This window comes from Clostridium novyi NT, assembly GCF_000014125.1.
GTDB classification, from domain to species: Bacteria; Bacillota; Clostridia; order Clostridiales; family Clostridiaceae; genus Clostridium_H; species Clostridium_H novyi.
This window is the reverse complement of record NC_008593.1, coordinates 2,110,534-2,130,002: the sequence shown is the minus strand read 5'-3', so window position 1 is coordinate 2,130,002 and position 19,469 is coordinate 2,110,534. Positions and strand designations below refer to the sequence as shown.

Below are 19,469 nucleotides of genomic sequence, written 5' to 3'. Positions count from 1 at the left end.
TTAAGGGGATGTAAATACAACATACAAAAGAAAAGGTGATTTATAAGTGTACAAATTAATAGCAATTGATATGGATGGAACATTATTAAATAGTGATAAGAAGGTATCTAAAGAAAACATAGCTACAATTAATGAAGCTATGAAAAGAGGTATAAGAGTAGCTATATGTACTGGAAGACCTTACAGTGGAATAGAACCTTATGCAAAGGAAATTGGGTTGTGCAAAGATGATGAATACATCATAAGCCAAAATGGAAGCTATGTTAGTAATGGAAATGACACTAAAACTATATCTGCTAAATATTTAAATGTGGAAGAAACAAATAAAATTTTGAGCTATCTTGAAGACAAAGAAATAGGTGTAGTATTAGTAACAGACAAGGATTATTTAGCTTATAATTGTGAAATCAATGAAGAGATGAAACGTGATGCAGATTTAGTATTTAAAACAATAAAAATGTTTGATAAAAGCAAAGACAGTATAGAAAACTTAAAGCTTGTAAAAATTATGATTATGGATAACTCTCACAAAATTGATAATATAATTGAAAACATGGATAAAAATATTATAAACAGTTGCTATGTAGTTAGAAGTATGCCTTATTTAATTGAAATAATGGCTAAGAATGTAGACAAAGGTTATGGATTATCTAAATTAGCAGAGCATTTAAATATAGATCATAAAGATATCATGGTTATTGGCGATGAGTTAAATGATATAGGTATGTTTAAGGTGGCAGGTCTTGGTGTTGCTATGGCAAATGCAAATATAGAAATAAAGAGATTAGCAGATTTTATTACTTTATCAAATGATGAAAATGGAGTTAGCTACGCTATAGACTATTTTATGAAATAAATAATTTAAAGTTTAACAGCCTAGTTTTTAGGCTGTTTCATGCTGTTGATAAACATAATTTGTCAACAGCCTTTTTACATTTATTACAAAAAGGGTTTTTAGTTTTTATGTAGAATATATATTTTAAACCAATAAATCTTTTAGCCCGTTAGGGCTCCTACGGAGGAAAAATGCTTACTAATAATGAAAGAAAACAAAATCAATTAGAACTAGTTTATATAGAAAATTTAGTACCTGAAAATCATATACTTAGAAAAATAGATAAATACATAGATTTTTCATTTATAAGAGATTTAACTAAGGATTTATATTGTCCTGATAATGGCAGACCTTCAGTAGACCCAGTTGTATTATTTAAAATGCTTTTTATCGGATACCTATTCGGTATACGTTCAGAGCGTCAGCTTGTAAAAGAAATCCAGGTAAATGTAGCTTACAGATGGTTTTTAGGATATGGACTTACTGATAAAATACCAAGTCATTCCACTATAAGCCAGAATAGAACAAAAAGATTTAGTAATACAAATATACATCAAGAAATATTTGATAATATTGTATTTCAAGCTATTAATAGAAACTTGGTTGATGGCAAAATTCTATATACTGATTCTACTCACTTAAAAGCTAACGCTAATAAACATAAATTTATTAAAAAAGAAATAACTAAATCCACAAAGGAATACTTTGATGAATTAGAGAATGACATTAATAAAGATAGAATTAATCATAATAAAAAGCCTCTAAAAAAAAAGACTAAAATAGCTGAAACTAAGGAAATAACAGTAAGTACAACTGATCCAGACAGTGGATATATGGTTAGAGATGGAAAACCTAAAGGCTTTTTTTATTTAGATCATAGAACTGTTGACGGAAAGTATAATATTATAACAGACGTTCATGTTACTCCCGGGAATATAAACGATGTAGATCCTTATGTTAAAAGAATAGAAACTCAAATAGAAAAGTTTAATTTTAATACAAAATATTTAGTAGCAGATGCCGGATATTCTACGAATCCTATTTGTAAACAAATTTCAGACAAAAATTATCAAGGTGTTTTTGGGTTCCGTTTAGGACCCCATGTTAAAGGAAAATATACAAAATATAGATTTCAGTATGTTAAAGAATTAGATGGATATGTGTGTATTAATAATTGCTTTTTAAAATATAGAACTACTACGAGGGAAGGTTATAAAGAATATTTAAGTAATGCGGAGCATTGTGCTTATTGCAAATATAAAAATAATTGCTTAACATCTGATAAATCCATTAATAGAACTATACGTCGTCATGTTTGGGAAGACTATAAAGATCAAATTTTTAGCTTTACTAAAACAGAAAAAGGTAAAAGTATTTACAAACGACGTAAAGAAAAGATTGAGCGTAGCTTTGCTGATTCAAAAGAATTACATGGGCTACGTTATTGTCGCATGCGAGGAATTAAAAATGTTTCTGAACAATGCTTACTTACAGCGGCAGTTCAGAATATGAAAAAGATAGCCATGGTGCTATCGCATTATTTTTTGTGTACATTAATTCAAATTTATTCCAAATTAACATACATAATAAATATTTTTCGAATGCTATCGCATAAAAGAATTTTGGCGTAAACAAAAGCCCCCAATTGTTGGGGGCTTTTTGAACAATCTGTAACAGCCTAGTTTTTAGGCTGTTTCTTATTTTATTAAGTGTTATAATTTATATATAGGAAATATAAATTATAAAGGGGAATTAATATGGAGTTAATTAATGAGATATTAACGATAATTGCGGTAATGTTTTTTATACCTATAAGTATATGGTTTGTGAAAAAAGCAGTTTGTATTATTAAAAATATAAAATTTTTTATAATAGATAAGCTTTGGCATATAGAAAAATCATTTTGGAATAAAATTAAATAAAAGTTTGGGAGGATTATTAATGAATATTCAGGGAGTTTTAATTGGACTTAGTGCTTTTTTAATTATAGGGGCATTTCATCCAATAGTTATAAAAGGGGAGTATTACTTTGGAAAAGGAATATGGCCTATATTTTTGGTTGTAGGAATTGTATTTTTGACCGCTTCTATAGTTACTAAAAATCAAATGGGTAGTGCCATTTTGGGTGTTATAGGATTTTCTTGTTTATGGAGTATAATAGAAATATTTGAGCAAGAAACACGTGTAAAAAAGGGTTGGTTTCCTAAAAACCCTAAAAGATTAAATAAAAAAACAGGTAGACATTAGTAAGGGGGATACAATCTAATGTCTACCTTAAATTTTATCTATTTTTTATGATATTCTAGAAATTCAAGTTCATTAGATATACTTATATTGTATATATAAGAAATACTAATTTCATTCAAGAATTTTTCTTGCATTGATTCTGATAAATTAAGGGCATTTAATTTACCATGATATTGCATTACAAATTGTCTAAAGTCTTTAATTTGGGGGAATACATAGTAATTAAGACTTTCATCTTCAAGTTTGTAATGTTTTTTTATTATTTCTAGAATAGTCCTTCCACCAAACAAATCTGCTAGATATCTAGTGTAAGCATGAGCTATAAGTAACTCAGGATCACTATTACCTATGAAATTTATTCTATTAACAAATACCTTTGTACTCATTAATAGAGGAACTTTTTCATAATCCTCTCCAAGTATGCTTTTAACATCTTTTGAAATTTCTTCAGAACGATAAACATCAGGTAATGCAAAATTAGCTACATTTTCATTAGATTTATTCTTTTCTAAATTATCTTCAATAGCTTTATATACATGATAAAGATTGTAGATATACTTTCCGTAAGTTTCCTTACTTGCATTTCCTTCGATTAATCTATTTATAAAACCTGTGTGTTCAGCCATATCATGTAGGCTTTCACTTTCAAAACGTATTTTTTTCATAAATTCATTTATCATAATTATCGCCTCTTAATATTAGTATGGATTATATTAAGTATTTTATTACAAACAATAAAAATAGTCAACTAATAATTATTATTCTTTAAAAAGATATTGTGCATTTTATTTTTAAAGTATTTTAGGTAATTAATGAACACTGTTAAGAATATATTTTATAGGCTCATCACGGCGTATATTAACGTGCATTTTAGGATTACATTTAATATCAGGGATAGTTTTATGTTCGAAGTTACAAGTCCCATCTGAAATCATACCTAAGTCTAATGGAAAACGGAATATATAGCCACTGTTTGGTAGGGAACATATAGCTGGATCAAAACCAATACCATCTCCACCAGTAGGTTCTCCGATTAAAGTTGCAAAACCAGTGCTTTGTGCAAATACACTAAATGCTTCAGAAGCAGAAAATACTTTTTTATTGGTAATTAAATAAATTTTGCCCTTAAATCCTATAGGGTATTGTGGATGAATTATATACACGTCTTTTTTGTAGTACTTGAATTTATTTTCTAGTTCAGGTGGTGTGTTTGATAGATTTTCTTCTTTAATTTTAGATATATTATCAAGGGAGTCATATTTTTTATTAAATCTATTTTCAATAAAGTTTTCGCTAAATTTACCACCTCTAAAAGCTAAATAGGTATTATATACTACTGTTTTATTAAGGAGTGGTGATACAATATTTTCCTGCCAATAATTATCGCTACCTCCACCGTTGTTTCTTATATCTATTATTAATACTTTATAATCTTTAATCTTTTGCAAAAATTTATAAATCATTTTTCCATCTGAATCTATATTATAGTAGTTAAATGATTTTATATATAAATATGCAACTTTGTCTTTTTCTAATATTTCAGTTCTAAAATTATTAGCAGTAGGCTTTTTATAAATATTGGGATTAGTTTTTTTATTTATATTGTCATTATTAGCAGAGTATCTTTCTAAAGATTTAGGTTTATTTAATTCATCAAGCCACGCTTTATTAAGGTCAGTACGTTCAGTGTATAGTGATGCAAAGGGAGAGTAAAATTTCTCTGGCATAATATCAGTATGTCCATTATTTAATTCTTTTAATATATTGTGAAGAGTGTTAAGAAATTCTTTATCGTTTTTAGTTGTTTTTATCATTGAAATATAGTCATTTTTTTTGTTTAACCAGTCTACTTTATTTTGTCTTTTATTTACTTCGAAATATGGATAATTTTCTTTTAGGATATTATACATATAATTAAAATCATCTATTTTTTCTTTTGTACTTAATTGTTTTGGTGCTGAACTATCTTTTGATAGGTTTTGGTATGGATGACTACAACTAGTAAAACATATCATAAGTAAGGTTAAAAAAAGTCCCCATAAATATTTTTTCATTTTATATAGCCTCCTTAAAGTATTTAATTTATAAACTATATAAATTAAGTGATGTAATAATAATACAATAATGAGGATATATTTTCAAAATATTACATAATAATGAATAATATACAATATTCTTGGATAATTTTAAAATTCATAGTTTTTCCTAATGAATAAATATAAAATAAAAATACCTACAATTATTTTAATCATAGGTATTTTAAAATTATTCAACTAAATTTTTGAATTTTGGATCATTGCGAACAGGATCAAAGTCACGTTCGGATTTTATAGTATCTTTTATTGTAGAATCCATACTAAGTGCTATTTTTAAATATTTAATGGTATTATCAACATCCCCAAGTCTTCCGTATATACTAGCTTTTCCGTAATAACTCCAAATATAATTTTCTACTTCAAGGGCTTTATCGTACCATTTTAATGATTCATCATAGTACCCATATAGTTCGTAGGCAAGGGCTTTATTAAATCTTCCATATGGAAAATTTGGGTTGATTTCTAAAGATTTATTTATGTTTTTAAGACCATTTTCAAAATCGTTTAGAAAACAAAGTGATATTCCCTTGGTGGTATATGCTTTATAGAATTTGGAGTCTTTTTTTATTATTTCATCACAAATTTTTATAGATTCTTCATATTTGTGCTGAAAGAATAAGGTGTATGCTTTTATATACTCTTTTTCAAATGTAGCCTCATCATTTCCTTTAATGTCTGTAGTATTTTTGGCTCTATAGACAGAAGTAGGCTTTGAAACTACAGATTTATTATTAGAAGTATTTTGCTTTGGTTGTTTTGAGCAACCTATATGGAAAATTAAACATGATGTCATAAGAATAAAAAAGAACTTATTTTTTGTGGAACATTTTATCATCATAACACCCCATAATAATATTAATTAAAATCGTAATTTGGATTAGTAATTCTTTCTTTAAATGTATTCATATTGTGGAATCCACTTATAAATACTCTATCTAGAGTAAATATGCCATCAGATTTATCTGACCATTTTCCATCAGTTGAAACTGCCATTTTATAACCAGCATTTTCTACAGCTTTAACAGTATCGTTATTATATTTACCACAAGGATAAGCTATGTATTTAACTTTCTTATTTAGTAATTTTTCTAATCTCTCTTTAGATTTTGCAATTGTATCATATTGTTTATCATAAGAAAGTTCTGTTAGAGTTGAATGATCAGCAGTATGACTTTGAACATCAAAACCGTTTTTGTCCATTTCTTTAAGCTGATCTTCTGTTAAATATTCTCCTGTGCCTATGTAGTCTGTTATCATAAATACTGTTGCTTTAAAACCGTATTTTTTTAGTATAGGATAAGCAGTGTTGTAGTTGTCCTTATATCCATCATCAAAAGTTAAAACTACTGATTTTTTTGGAACAGGAATATTTTTTTCAAAGAAATCATATAATTCATCTAGGGTAAGTGTTGTATAATTATTATCTTTTAAATATTTCATTTGTTTTTCAAAATTTTCTTTTGGAAGTCTTACACAGTTATCTTTTTCATATTTTATTGAATGGTACATTATAACTGGTACTCCCTTATCATTATGTTTTAAATCTTTTTCACTTAGTTTTGGTTTAGGATTATTTTGTTTAATTTCATTGTTTTTTGTTATATTTTTTGATATTGTAGTATTTTCTTTAGGAGATACAGCTTGTTTATTTTGGTTTTTTGAACAACCAATAAAGGGTAAAGAAAATATTATAATACTAGCTAAAGCTAAGGTTTTTTTCATGGTTTTGCCTCCTAATATAGTTGTTATTTTACTATTAAAGTATATATATATTAAATATATATTGCAATATTTAAGAGGGGTTATGGAAATATTAGACTGTGAAATTAGTTCAATAATGTGGTAATATGTACATATAGGTTAACAATTAAGAGAATAATTAATAGTAAATTAAGTTTCTAACTTAAATATATAAATAAAATATCTTTATTGGAGGTAGTGAAATGTATAAAAGCTTAAGCCTTGATTTAACAAAAACAAAGCCATTTTTAAATGATTATGAAGTAGAGCAACTTCAACCAATGGTAAGCGCAGCACATAAATTATTGCATGAAAAAACAGGAGCTGGAAACGATTTTTTAGGATGGATAGACCTACCTGTTAATTATGATAAAGATGAATTTGCTAGAATTAAAAAAAGTGCAGAAAAGATTAGAAACAATTCAGAAGCTCTTATAGTTATAGGAATTGGTGGTTCATACTTAGGAGCAAGAGCTGCAATTGAAATGTTAACACATACTTTTGGAAACGTAGCATCAAAAGAAGCTAGAAAAGCACCACAAATATTCTACGCAGGAAACAATATTAGTTCTACATACATGGCAGACCTAATAGAAACTGTAAAAGATATGGATTTCTCAGTAAATGTTATATCTAAATCAGGAACTACAACTGAACCTGCAATTGCATTTAGAATATTTAAAGATTTATTAGAAAAGAAATATGGAAAAGAAGGAGCAAAAGAAAGAATTTTTGCTACAACTGATAAAGCAAAGGGTGCATTAAGAACTTTAGCTGATTCAGAAGGATACGAAACTTTTGTAATTCCTGATGATGTTGGTGGAAGATATTCTGTATTAACAGCAGTTGGTTTACTTCCAATAGCTACAGCAGGTGTTGATATAGATGAAATGATGAAGGGTGCTGCAGATGCTAGAGAAGAATATAGCACAGATGATTTAAGCAAAAACACTGCTTATAGATATGCAGCAGCAAGAAATGCTTTATACAATAAAGGCAAAAATATAGAAATGATGGTTAACTTTGAACCATGCCTTCACTACATTGGAGAATGGTGGAAACAATTATTCGGAGAAAGCGAAGGAAAAGATCATAAAGGAATATTCCCAGCAGCAGCAGATTTCTCAACTGATTTACACTCAATGGGACAATACATCCAAGAAGGTTTAAGAACATTAGTTGAAACTCACTTAAATGTTGAAAAACCAAGAAAATCAGTAATAATCGAAGCAAACGAAGATAATCTTGATGGATTAAATTTCTTAGCTGGAAAAGACATGGATTACGTTAATAACCAAGCATTCAGAGGAACTGTAATTGCTCATAACGAAGGTGAAGTTCCAAACATGATAATTAACATTCCAGAACTTACACCATACTATTTTGGATATTTAGTATACTTCTTTGAAAAATCTTGTGCATTAAGTGGATACTTATTAGGAGTAAATCCATTTAACCAACCAGGTGTTGAAGCATACAAGAAAAACATGTTTGCTTTACTTGGAAAACCAGGTTATGAAGACATGAAAGCTGAAATAGAAGCAAAACTTCAATAATATTTTAAAATAAAATATTTTAAAGTGAATTATAAAAACCCTAGAAAATAAAAATTTTTCTAGGGTTTTTTTGTTATGAATTATGAGATAATTATAGAAGAAAAATAAGGGGAGGAAAGTTATGAGAATAATAGTAGATGCAGATGCATGTCCAGGAAGAAATTTAATAGAAAAAGCTGCAATAGAAAATAGTGTAGAAGTTATAATGTACTGTGATATAAATCATGAACTTAAAAGTGATTATAGTGAAGTAAGAGTTGTAGATAGTGGATTTCAAAGTGTCGATATGAAAATCATTAATGAAGCAAAAGAAAATGACATAATAGTTACTCAAGACTATGGGGTTGCAGCTATGGTTCTAGGAAGAAAAGCTTTTGCAATAAGTCCAAAGGGATATATTTATGATGATGATAATATAGATAGGCTTTTATTTGAAAGACATTTATCTGCAAAGGCAAGACGTGGAGGAAAGAAAACATTTAATCCTAAAAAAAGAACTGATGAAGATAATTTAAGATTATATAATAATATTTTAAAATTAATAAATAAAGCTAAAGAAAAATCCAACTAAAGTTAATTTTAGTTGGATTTTTTTAAGTAAATATTTAAGCTTATTGGTTCTATATTTACTTTATTTGATGTAATAGTGGATATTATATTTTTATCTACAGAGTATTTATTTACGATTTGATTCCAAGTTCCTTGTGGAATATTAATATCTACATTATATATATTTGAATTATATACAACTAATATAGTTTTAAAATCATCATTATTAGCATTATTTTTTAATAAAAATGCTACAGTATTTTTAGGGGTATCCTCAATAAATTCTAGATTAAGGTTTATATCTTCCTTTAAAGCCATTCTAAAAGCAGGGTGATTTTTTCTTAAATTTATTAGTGATTTTATATAATAAAAAACATCTTCAAATTGAGATTTTCTATTGTAGTCTATGCTATTTATTTCATCAGGAAGATTAAAGCTATTTGAAATACCTTGTTTTGTTCTGCAAAACTCAGCTCCACAATGAATAAATGGTACTCCCTGGCTACATAAAAGTATTCCAAGAGCAAGTTTTACCATAGATTTTTTATCTTTTATAGAATCATCTGGATTTGTTAGTTGTAGCTTATCCCAAAGAGTATGATTATCGTGACAAGATACATAATTTATGCTTTGAGAAGGAGATTTATATATAGCTTTAAAATTGTTATAATCTAAAGCACATCCCATAGTACAAAACTTAATTAAATCTTCTAAGTTTTCTTTTCCATTTACAAATCCATTATCTTTACTTGAAAAAATACTTCCTTTTAATGAATCACGAATGGTATCATTAAAAAATCCTATTTGTGGTGTTTTAATTGAGTTTTCTTGTATGGTTCTATTTTCCTTTGGAAGAGTAGTTTCAAGATTCCATCCTTCACCATAAACTATAGCATTTTTGTTTATTTCTTTTAATTTAGAAATTATAAGATTCATGGTATCAACGTCGTGAAGTCCCATAAGGTCAAATCTAAAGCCATCTATATGATATTCTGTTGCCCAGTAAATAACTGAATCTAAAATGAATTTTTGTACCATTTTATGTTCAGAAGCAACATCATTACTACAACCACTTCCATTAGAAAGTTTATTATTTTCATCATATCTAAAATAATAAAAAGGGAAAATTCTTTCAAAATTTATAAAATGTTTATGAAACATATGATTAAAAACAACATCCATATTTATGCCTATGTTATTTTCATGGAGTTTTTGAATGAGTTTTTTTAATTCAAAGATTCTACACATGGGATTATAGGCATTTGATGAATAACTTCCCTCTGGAACATTATAATTTTGTGGATCGTATCCCCAGTTGTAGTTTAGGGGATTTTTTTCATCTACGCTAATATAGCTATAATCAAAAAAGGGCATAAGTTGAAGGTGAGTTATTCCAAGTTCTTTTATGTGAGACAAGCCTGTTGTTAAACCACTATTTGAATGTGTGTTTTCCTCTGTAAGTCCTAAAAATTTACCCTTATTTTTTATATTACTAGTAGGGCTTGAGGATATATCGCGAATATTAGCTTCATATATTATAGCATCTGTATAGTTTGAAAGTTTAACAAAATTATCATTATTCCAATTAGGTGGATTACTTTCTTTCAAATCTATTATGGCACCTCTTAGTCCATTTACTCCAACTGTTTTAGCGTAAGGGTCAATAACTATATTTGTATTTCCGTAAACTGTAACCTTGTAGTTATAGAATTTTCCTTTTAAATCATTGGGTATAGTAATTGTCCAAACACTATCTATTTCTTCCATTTTAAATTCTTGTGGAGTTTCATAAATTGAAGTATCTCCATTTTCATATATTAAAAGATTAACTGATTTAGCGGCAGGACTCCATAGGGTAAAAGTAGAATATTCTTGGGTATAGTAAAGTCCTAAATCACCATCATAATAATATCTATTGTTAAATTGAGAAGAAGCAAATAATTTGTAGTAACTAGCTGTTATTTGATGGTTTTTATATATAATGAAACATTGTTCTTTTATGTTTATAACTTCATTTAAAAATATAAGAACAGAATTTTCACTATTAAAGGATCTATTAGAAATGGTAAGTAGTTTATCACCGTTTTTTATTGATACATCATTAATATCTAAAAGTTCTGAATTATCAAACTTTAAGGAAACTGTTTTGAAATCCAGAACATTTGCAAATAAGTCACACATAAATACCCTCCTAGTAAGTAATTATTTTTGTTATATCTCCGAAAATAAATAAAACGTATATTTGCCAATATTAACATTATACTAAAAATTAGAAAAAAATTCTTTTACAAAAATTGGAATTATAGTATAATATACAGTAAACCGGGTTGAAAGTAAATTATGTTAGGAGATGAATTTTGGTGAATGAAATTATTATTGGGTGTTGTGAAAAATCTCCAAAACACAAAAACAGAAGGATAACCATTGAAATATTAAGTGAGCCTGAAAAAGATCTATTTTATAAGTTTATAGTAGGATATGATGGGACTTGGGAAACGTTAAAAGATTTTGGGAGGGAAAAAGAAATATTATGGCAGCCTAAAAAAGGAGGCAAGTATATAATAATGGTACAAGCTAGGAAAGAAAATAGTGATAAAGCTTTAGACTATGTATCAAAAAAGGAAGTTTTTTTAAAGGATCATAATGAAAGACTAATCAAAAATATTATTTTAGATAAATATAAATTAAATATAGGGGAAAAACTTCATATAAATGTTGAAATGAACAATGAAACAACTGATGAAGGACTTATATTTAGATATATGATAAATAAAAATGAAAATTGGTTATTGTTAAAGGATTATTCATTGGAAAAGAATTTCGTATGGAGTGCTAATATACCTGGTAAATATGAAATTTTAGTTCAATGTAAATATATAAATTCAGAGAAAAATTTTGATGATGCAATGAAAGTTGGATTTGAAGTTAAAAAAGTACAAGAATTAGAGATTTCTAATTTTAAGTGTTTAAATTCAGCTATTTTAAAAGATGATGAGCTAGTTTTTGAAGTTGATGCAAAATGTGATGAAGATAGGACAAGCTTATATAAGTTTGTTAAATTAGATGAACAAGGCAAAGTAACCTGTCTACAAGACTTTTCTACTAAAAAAACTCTAAGTTACACGGAAAGCAAAAGTGGTAAATATAAATTACTATGTTTAGCAAAAGATATGTATTCTCCTAAAAAATATGATGATAGAGCAATTTTATATTATAATGTAAAGCCTTATGCAGAGGTAAAAATAGAAAACTTTTCATCTAATATGAGTTCCCCTCAATTAGTAAATCAAAATATTGAATTCAATGCTAATGCTGTTGGGGGAAAAGATTTAAGATATAGATTTATAATTGAAGGAGAAGAAAATCAAGATAGTGGATATATAAAAAATAATTCATTTAATTGGAAGCCTACTAAGTGTGGAAAATACAAAGTAATTTTGTGGGTTAAGGATATATCATGTAATGAAAAGTATGAAGCTATAAAAGAAATTGAGTATAAGATTGATGAAGTTCCAAGGGAACCAGTAAAAATAACTGACATATTAGTAAGCAAGAGAGAAGACATATTAGTTGGAGAAAATATAAAACTAAAAGTAATGGCAAAAGGCGGAATGAAACTTTCCTATAGTTTTATAATTAAGAAAGATGGACAGCAAGTTGAAAAAATAGTTTATAAAAAGCATAGTTATTTAAATTTTATTCCTAAAGAAAAAGGAAACTATGAAATAGAGGTTAGGGTTAAAGATAAATATTCAAAGAAAAAGTTTGATGCCTCTAGTATAGTTTCTTTAAAAGTTTATGAATATATACCAGGGAGAATTGATTATATATTGGTAGATCCAAAAGAATACTACTTAATTGGAGAGCAAATAGTTGTAAATGTTATAACGAGAAATACAAAGGATATACTTCTAAAGTATTCTCTTATTATAAATGGACATACTGTTGAAAAAACTGATTATATAAAGAGTAATAGATATATATTAACTCCAAGGTGTAGTGGAAAATACACAATAAAAGTTTATGCTAAAAATGAGAAAAGTAACAAAGAATTTGATAGTGCCAAGGAAATAACAATGGAGGTTAAAGAAGCAACCCCTATAAGAAATACTATCTTAAAATGCGACAAAGTAGAGTTTTTCTGTAATGAACCAGTAACTATAACGGCAGAAGGTGACGGGGGAAAAGATGTTATATATGAGTTCTATCTCATGGAAAAAGGGGAATGGAACTTAGTGCAACAATATAGCAAAAAAGAATACTACTCTTTTATACCTTTTGCAAAGGGTGTATATAAAGTATTAGCCCTATGTAAAAGCAGTAATAAAAAAGTATCATATGAAGATTACTGTATGATAGAAATAAAGGTTGGGGAAAGAATAGAAAGTAATAGCGGAATTTTGAAGGAATTACAGGATTTAAATTACGCAATTTAAAATAAAAATATATGATTATATGCAAATGTAAATTAAATTTGATAAAATAGGAGAATATAAAACACTATATGAGGAGTGAAGTGCTTTGGAAAGACTAGACAAAGTTTTATCAAATTTAGGATACGGTTCTAGAAAAGAAATAAAGGCTTTTGTTAAAAAAGGTGAAATAGAAGTTGATGGAAAAGTTGTTAAGGACAATGGAATAAAAGTTGATCCTAATAAATCTATAATCAAGGTAAATGGTGAAGAAATAAATTATAGAAAATATATTTACATTATGATGAACAAACCAGCTGGAGTAGTTTCAGCTACATTTGATAATTACGATGAAACTGTTATAGATTTATTAGATTACGAATACACAGTTTTTGATCCGTTCCCTGTAGGAAGATTAGATAAGGATACAGAAGGATTGTTACTTATTACTAACGATGGAGAACTAAATCATAGACTTACATCTCCAAAATGGCATGTAGATAAAACTTATTATGCTGAAATAGATAAAATGGTAGATGAGAAAGATGTTGAAAAGTTTAAAAAGGGAATAACACTAGATGATGGATATAAATGCTTACCTGCAAAACTTGAAATATTATCATCAGATGAAAACGGATCAGAAGTAAACATAACTATACAAGAAGGAAAATTTCATCAAGTAAAAAGAATGTTTGAGGCAAGAGGTAAGAATGTTGTTTATCTAAAAAGACTTACAATGGGAAATATATCACTAGATGAAGAGTTAGACGAAGGAACATATAGAGAGTTAACAGAAGAAGAAATTGAAATTTTAAAATCTATTTAAAAAAAATAATATTTATAAATAAATTCATAATAGTTTATTAACAAATAATTATGCAAAATACCTTGCATTTTATGAAGTTATTTAATATAATAACTTTTGTAAGGGAAAATAAAAAGAATGAATAGCCCCCTTTTTATTTAAGACTGTCCAGCCCCAGGATTAGTCTTACCCTATATAATACTTAAAAACACTATCAACCGGTGATAGTGTTTTTACTTTTTTGTATAAATTATAATGAATTAATAAATTTAATAATTAAAATATATCACAAGAAAATAATCAAATTTCAGACAATTTAGAAAAAACCAATGTATTATTCTTAAAAAATGATTTTATTGAATATGTCATTGTAAAGTATTAAAATATAAAGATGTGCAAATTTTATAGAGAAAAAAGCTATAAAATGATAGAATTTAATTATGGAATAATATTACTGTAAAATTTTATTTTGTAATTAATAAATTAGGGGAGTGGACTTCTATGTCTGAATATAAATCAAAATTAGAATCTAAACAAATGGATTACTTATGTAAAGCGATACTTTCTTTAGAAACTACAGAAGAATGTTATAGATTTTTTGAAGATATATTTACAATAAATGAATTAAAGTCAATAGAACAAAGACTTCAAGTAGCAAAGATGTTAAAACAAAAGAAAACTTATACAGAGATAGCAAAGGAAACGGGAGCTAGTACAGCTACTATAAGTAGGGTTAATAGGTGTTTAAATTATGGTAGCGATGGATATAATGTGGTATTAGAGAGAATAAAGTGGGAATAATACATAGTGAACTTCAAGAGGAGGGGTTATATGGATTTAAAGAAACTACTAAATAAAGAGCAATATGAAGCAGCTACAGCCATAGAAGGTCCAGTTCTTGTATTAGCAGGAGCGGGTTCAGGAAAGACTAGAGTATTAACATATAGAATAGCTCATATGATAGAAGATTTAGGAATTCCTCAATATAATATATTAGCTATAACTTTCACTAATAAAGCAGCTGGAGAGATGAAAGATAGAATAAAAAAATTAGTATCTAATAATATTGATAGTATGTGGGTATCAACTTTCCACTCTTCATGCGTAAGAATTTTAAGAAGAGAGATAGACAAACTAGGATATAATAAAAATTTTGCTATATACGATAGTACGGATCAAAAAAACTTAGTTAAACAATGTATGAAGGAACTTAACATAAGTGACAAAGACATTAACGAAAAAGAGATAATATCTAAAATAGGAAAACAAAAGGATAACTTAATAACAGCAGAAGAATATAAAAAGAGAAATGAAAAAGACTTTAGAAAAAATAGAATTGCTGATGTTTATCTTTTGTATCAAAAGAAATTAAAAAATAGTAACGCGTTAGATTTTGATGATTTAATTTTTAAAACAGTTGAATTATTTAAAAAGCATCCTGAAGTTTTAGAGTTTTATCAAAATAAGTTTAAGTACATAATGGTAGACGAATATCAAGATACCAACAAAACTCAATATCAACTTGTAAAGATGTTAGCAGCTGCACACAGAAATATATTTGTAGTTGGTGATGATGACCAATGTATATATCAATGGAGAGGTGCAGACATTAAAAATATTTTGGATTTTGAAAAGGATTATCCAGAAGCTAAAGTTGTAAAACTAGAAGAAAATTATAGATCAAAAGCTAACATACTAAATGCAGCAAATACAGTTATAAAACATAATTCTCAAAGAAAAAATAAAGTTCTTAGAACTCAAAATGAAAATGGAGAAAAAATTAAAATCTATAGAGCTTATTCAGATATGGATGAAGGACTTTTTATCTCAAATGAAATAAAAAGACTTATTAAAAAAGAAAATAGAAGCTATAAGGATTTTGCAATATTATATAGAACCAATGCTCAATCAAGAGTATTTGAAGATGTATTTATGAAAAGAGATATACCTTACAGAATAATTGGTGGATTAAAATTCTACGATAGAAAAGAAATAAAAGATATAACTGCTTATTTAAAATTCATAAACAATCTTCAAGATGATATAAGCTTAAAAAGAATAATAAATGTTCCAAAGAGAGCTATAGGTGCAGCTACAGTATCGAAAATACAAGATTTTGCAAATTACATGGATGAATGCATGTATAGTGTACTTTTAGATGTAGAAAACATTCCAGGACTTTCAAAGAGAAGTATTTCTTCTATAAATAAATTTACAAGCCTTATAAATGGTTTTACAAGAACAAAAGATAAGGTAAGTGTATCAAATCTTATACAAGAAATATTAGAGAGTACAGGCTATATGAAAGAGCTTAAAGATTCCAATGAAATAGAAGACATTAGTAGAATAGAAAACATAAAAGAATTAGTGTCTGCTGCTGTTGAATTTGAAAATACTTCAGAGGATAAGTCTCTATCAGCATTTCTTGAAAAAATAACATTAGTATCTGATGTAGATAACTATGATGAAGATACAGATACTACAGTTATGATGACACTACATAGTGCAAAGGGACTTGAATTCCCAGTAGTATTTATGGTAGGTATGGAAAATGGAATTTTCCCAGGAGCTCAATCTTTAGAGAATTTTGCTGAAATGGAAGAGTCAAGAAGACTTTGTTATGTGGGTATCACAAGAGCAAAAGAACAACTTTATATGACTTCAGCTAGTACAAGAAAAGTTTTTGGAAGAAGCGTTGCGTATAGTGAATCAGATTTTATAAATGAAATATCACCAAATCTAAAAGAAATGGTGAGAGAAGGAAGAACTGAAAGTGCGGTTAAGTCATCAACTGTAAGATTAAACAGTGTGGCAAATGGTGCTACTATAAGTTCTCATTCATTATCTAGTTTTGGTGTAAAAAAAGCTGAAAAAACTATAAATTCCATATTGAGCAACAGCTATACATCACAAGGTTCCAATGAAAAGGGAAATAAAAAGGATTTAAATTTGGATGAAATAACAGTGGGAAGAAAAGTTAGCCATGATAAATTTGGTGTTGGTACAATAGTTAGTGCTACAAAAACCAATAATGACGTAAAAGTGACCATAGCTTTTGATAATATGGGAATAAAGCAATTAATGTTCAGTATGGCACCAATAAAGCTTATTTAAGGCATAAAATTACAATAAATGTTAATGGAAACTAAACTTATAATAGGTTATACTAGAGTAGGTTTAGTTTCTAATTAGGTAAAGGAAGGTAAATTGAAATGGAAGATAAAAAGCTATTAATTTATGAACTTGTAGAAGAGCTTAATAAATTAGCTTATGAATATTATGTGCTTGATAATCCTAGCGTATCAGATAAGGATTATGATAAAAAATATGATAAATTAGTAGAGCTTGAAAAGGAAACGGGATTAGTTCTTCCATATTCGCCAACTCAAAGAGTAGGTGATGTAGTATTATCTAAATTTGATAAATACACTCACAAGGGAAAGCTTTGGAGTCTTGGGAAAGCACAAAGTTTAAAAGAAGTAGAGGATTGGCATAACAAGAATGTAAAAGCTGTAAATGAGTATAACTTAACGCATGATGATAAATTACCCCCTATAAAATATATAATTACTAAGAAATTTGATGGGCTTACTATAAATTGTACATATAATGAAGATGGAATATTGGTTACAGCAGCAACAAGGGGTACAGGGGAAATCGGCGAGGAGATTACAGCACAAGCTAAAACTATAAAGACAATTCCTCTAAAAATAGATAATGATGCCGTAATAGAGGTGCATGGTGAGGCTATAATGACAAAAGAAGCCTTTGAAGAATATAATAAAGTAGCAGTAGTTCCTCTAAAAAACTTAAGAAACGGGGCTGCAGGAGCTCTTAGAAATTTAAATGTAAAAGAGACGGCAAGAAGAAATTTGTCAGCTTTTTTCTATGACATAGGTTATAATGAGGGAACTCCATTTAAGACTTATGGTGAAATGCTAAAGTTTATAAAAGACCATGGAATTCCTATGGATGACTATGCTATGGAATGTTCTACAATAGAGGAAATAGAAAAAGAAATTAATTATATAGAAGAAATAAGAAATAAATTAAATTATGATATAGATGGAGCAGTAATTGCAGTAGATGATATGAAAACTAGGGAGCTTCTAGGTTATACAGTAAAATTTCCTAAGTGGGCATTAGCTTATAAATTTGAAGCACAAGAAGCCACTACTAAATTACTTGAAGTGGAATGGAATGTAGGAAGAAGCGGAAGAGTTACACCTACAGCCATACTAGAACCAGTGGAAATTGGAGGAGTTACTGTAAAAAGAGCAACTCTTAACAATATGGATGACATAGAAAGAAAAGGTGTTAAGTTAGGTAGCACAGTATTTCTTCGTCGTTCTAATGATGTAATACCAGAGATTATGGGTGTAGTTGAAGAATCCTTAGAAGGATCAAAGGATATAGAAGCACCTACTACATGCCCTTATTGTGGAAGTGAAATTGTGCAAGAAGGTGTTCACTATTTTTGTGAGAATACACTTTCATGTAAACCTCAATTAGTTAAATCTATTGTTCATTTTGGAAGCAGAGAAGCTATGAATATAGCAGGTTTTAGTGAAAAAACAGCAGAACAATTATTTGAAGAATTAGAAATAAAGTCTATATCGGATTTATATAGAATAAAAAAAGAAGATTTATTAAAATTAAACCGTTTTGGAGAAAAGAAAGCTCAAAACTTAATTGATGCCATAGAAAGCAGCAAAGAGTGTGATTTACCTTCATTTATATATGCATTAGGTATTCCTAATGTAGGTAAAAAAACTAGCACGGATTTATGCAAAAAATTTAAAACCCTAGATAATTTAAAAAAGGCTAAATTTGAAGAACTTGTATCTGTAGAAGACATCGGAGATATTGTGGCACAAAGTGTATTAGACTTTTTTAATGATGAAACAATACTTAAAAGTATAGATGAACTTTTAAGTCTAGGGGTAACTCCTAAATTTAAAGAAGAAGAAATAAAGGAAAATATATTTAATGGTAAAACTGTAGTAGTTACGGGTTCATTGAGTTCATTTAGTAGAAATGAAATAAAAGAAAAACTTCAATCCTTAGGGGCTAAGGTAGCAGGCAGTGTAAGTAAAAAGACTGATTATGTCTTAGTTGGAAAAGATCCAGGTTCAAAATATGAAAAAGCTCTTCAGCTTAATATTAAAATTATTAGTGAAGAGGATTTTAAAAACATGATAGGATAGGACCTTTGGTAAAATGGAGGAG

The 19,469-nt window shown here is 27.9% G+C and carries 16 protein-coding genes; 11 read left to right on the top strand and 5 right to left on the bottom strand.

All coding sequences use genetic code 11. The features are described from left to right. Positions 1-46: 46 nt before the first annotated feature. The 4 genes from NT01CX_RS09880 (at position 47) to NT01CX_RS09870 (ending at position 3,082) form a co-directional block, all read left to right on the top strand. Positions 47-856: a Cof-type HAD-IIB family hydrolase gene (locus NT01CX_RS09880; RefSeq protein ID WP_011722903.1), complete on the top strand. Its 810-nt coding sequence runs from the start codon at positions 47-49 to the stop codon at positions 854-856. Positions 857-1,026: 170 nt separating this feature from the next. Further along, on the top strand, positions 1,027-2,466 hold the full coding sequence (locus NT01CX_RS09875; protein ID WP_011721582.1) for an IS1182-like element ISCno1 family transposase: 1,440 nt from the start codon (positions 1,027-1,029) through the stop codon (positions 2,464-2,466). Between the two features lie 126 nt (positions 2,467-2,592). After that, on the top strand, positions 2,593-2,757 hold the full coding sequence (locus NT01CX_RS12345) for a hypothetical protein (RefSeq protein WP_187146696.1): 165 nt from the start codon (positions 2,593-2,595) through the stop codon (positions 2,755-2,757). A gap of 19 nt (positions 2,758-2,776) precedes the next feature. Further along, entirely contained in the window at positions 2,777-3,082 is a 306-nt protein-coding gene (locus tag NT01CX_RS09870) for a DUF4491 family protein (RefSeq protein WP_011722902.1), read from the top strand. A gap of 38 nt (positions 3,083-3,120) precedes the next feature. Here the strand turns inward: NT01CX_RS09870 and NT01CX_RS09865 are convergent, their stop codons facing one another. The 4 genes from NT01CX_RS09865 to NT01CX_RS09850 all read right to left on the bottom strand — a co-directional run bounded on the left by NT01CX_RS09865 (position 3,121) and on the right by NT01CX_RS09850 (position 6,900). Continuing rightward, on the bottom strand, positions 3,121-3,762 hold the full coding sequence (locus tag NT01CX_RS09865; RefSeq protein ID WP_011722901.1) for a heme oxygenase (biliverdin-producing): 642 nt from the start codon (positions 3,760-3,762) through the stop codon (positions 3,121-3,123). Positions 3,763-3,891: 129 nt separating this feature from the next. After that, the gene (locus NT01CX_RS09860; RefSeq protein WP_011722900.1) at positions 3,892-5,136 is read right to left on the bottom strand and encodes a S41 family peptidase; all 1,245 of its coding nucleotides are present in this window, start codon (positions 5,134-5,136) and stop codon (positions 3,892-3,894) included. A 211-nt stretch (positions 5,137-5,347) separates the two neighbouring features. Further along, positions 5,348-6,013, bottom strand: a complete 666-nt coding sequence (locus NT01CX_RS09855; protein ID WP_011722899.1) for a tetratricopeptide repeat protein — start codon at positions 6,011-6,013, stop codon at positions 5,348-5,350. A 20-nt stretch (positions 6,014-6,033) separates the two neighbouring features. Then, complete coding sequence (locus tag NT01CX_RS09850) at positions 6,034-6,900, bottom strand: polysaccharide deacetylase family protein (protein ID WP_011722898.1); 867 nt, start codon at positions 6,898-6,900, stop codon at positions 6,034-6,036. A 221-nt stretch (positions 6,901-7,121) separates the two neighbouring features. Between NT01CX_RS09850 and NT01CX_RS09845 the strand changes: the two genes are divergently transcribed. Together NT01CX_RS09845 and NT01CX_RS09840 are read left to right on the top strand one after the other, a co-directional pair. Further along, positions 7,122-8,474: a glucose-6-phosphate isomerase gene (locus tag NT01CX_RS09845; RefSeq protein WP_011722896.1), complete on the top strand. Its 1,353-nt coding sequence runs from the start codon at positions 7,122-7,124 to the stop codon at positions 8,472-8,474. A gap of 121 nt (positions 8,475-8,595) precedes the next feature. Next, on the top strand, positions 8,596-9,045 hold the full coding sequence (locus NT01CX_RS09840) for a YaiI/YqxD family protein (protein WP_011722895.1): 450 nt from the start codon (positions 8,596-8,598) through the stop codon (positions 9,043-9,045). A gap of 8 nt (positions 9,046-9,053) precedes the next feature. On the opposite strand, the gene pulA is transcribed toward NT01CX_RS09840, so the two are convergent. After that, the gene (pulA, locus tag NT01CX_RS09835; RefSeq protein ID WP_011722894.1) at positions 9,054-11,204 is read right to left on the bottom strand and encodes a type I pullulanase; all 2,151 of its coding nucleotides are present in this window, start codon (positions 11,202-11,204) and stop codon (positions 9,054-9,056) included. 179 nt (positions 11,205-11,383) lie between these two features. Between pulA and NT01CX_RS09830 the strand changes: the two genes are divergently transcribed. The 5 genes from NT01CX_RS09830 to ligA all read left to right on the top strand — a co-directional run bounded on the left by NT01CX_RS09830 (position 11,384) and on the right by ligA (position 19,447). Beyond that, positions 11,384-13,459 carry a triple tyrosine motif-containing protein gene (locus NT01CX_RS09830; RefSeq protein WP_011722893.1) on the top strand — a complete coding sequence of 692 codons (2,076 nt, stop codon included), beginning with the start codon at positions 11,384-11,386 and terminating at the stop codon, positions 13,457-13,459. A gap of 85 nt (positions 13,460-13,544) precedes the next feature. Further along, positions 13,545-14,261, top strand: coding sequence for a pseudouridine synthase (locus NT01CX_RS09825; RefSeq protein WP_011722892.1), 717 nt, complete (start codon positions 13,545-13,547; stop codon positions 14,259-14,261). A 480-nt stretch (positions 14,262-14,741) separates the two neighbouring features. After that, complete coding sequence (locus NT01CX_RS09820; protein WP_011722891.1) at positions 14,742-15,041, top strand: YerC/YecD family TrpR-related protein; 300 nt, start codon at positions 14,742-14,744, stop codon at positions 15,039-15,041. A gap of 30 nt (positions 15,042-15,071) precedes the next feature. Then, positions 15,072-17,354, top strand: a complete 2,283-nt coding sequence (pcrA, locus tag NT01CX_RS09815) for a DNA helicase PcrA (protein WP_011722890.1) — start codon at positions 15,072-15,074, stop codon at positions 17,352-17,354. Positions 17,355-17,452: 98 nt separating this feature from the next. Continuing rightward, positions 17,453-19,447 carry an NAD-dependent DNA ligase LigA gene (gene ligA / locus NT01CX_RS09810; RefSeq protein WP_011722889.1) on the top strand — a complete coding sequence of 665 codons (1,995 nt, stop codon included), beginning with the start codon at positions 17,453-17,455 and terminating at the stop codon, positions 19,445-19,447. The last annotated feature ends 22 nt before the right edge of the window (positions 19,448-19,469 follow it).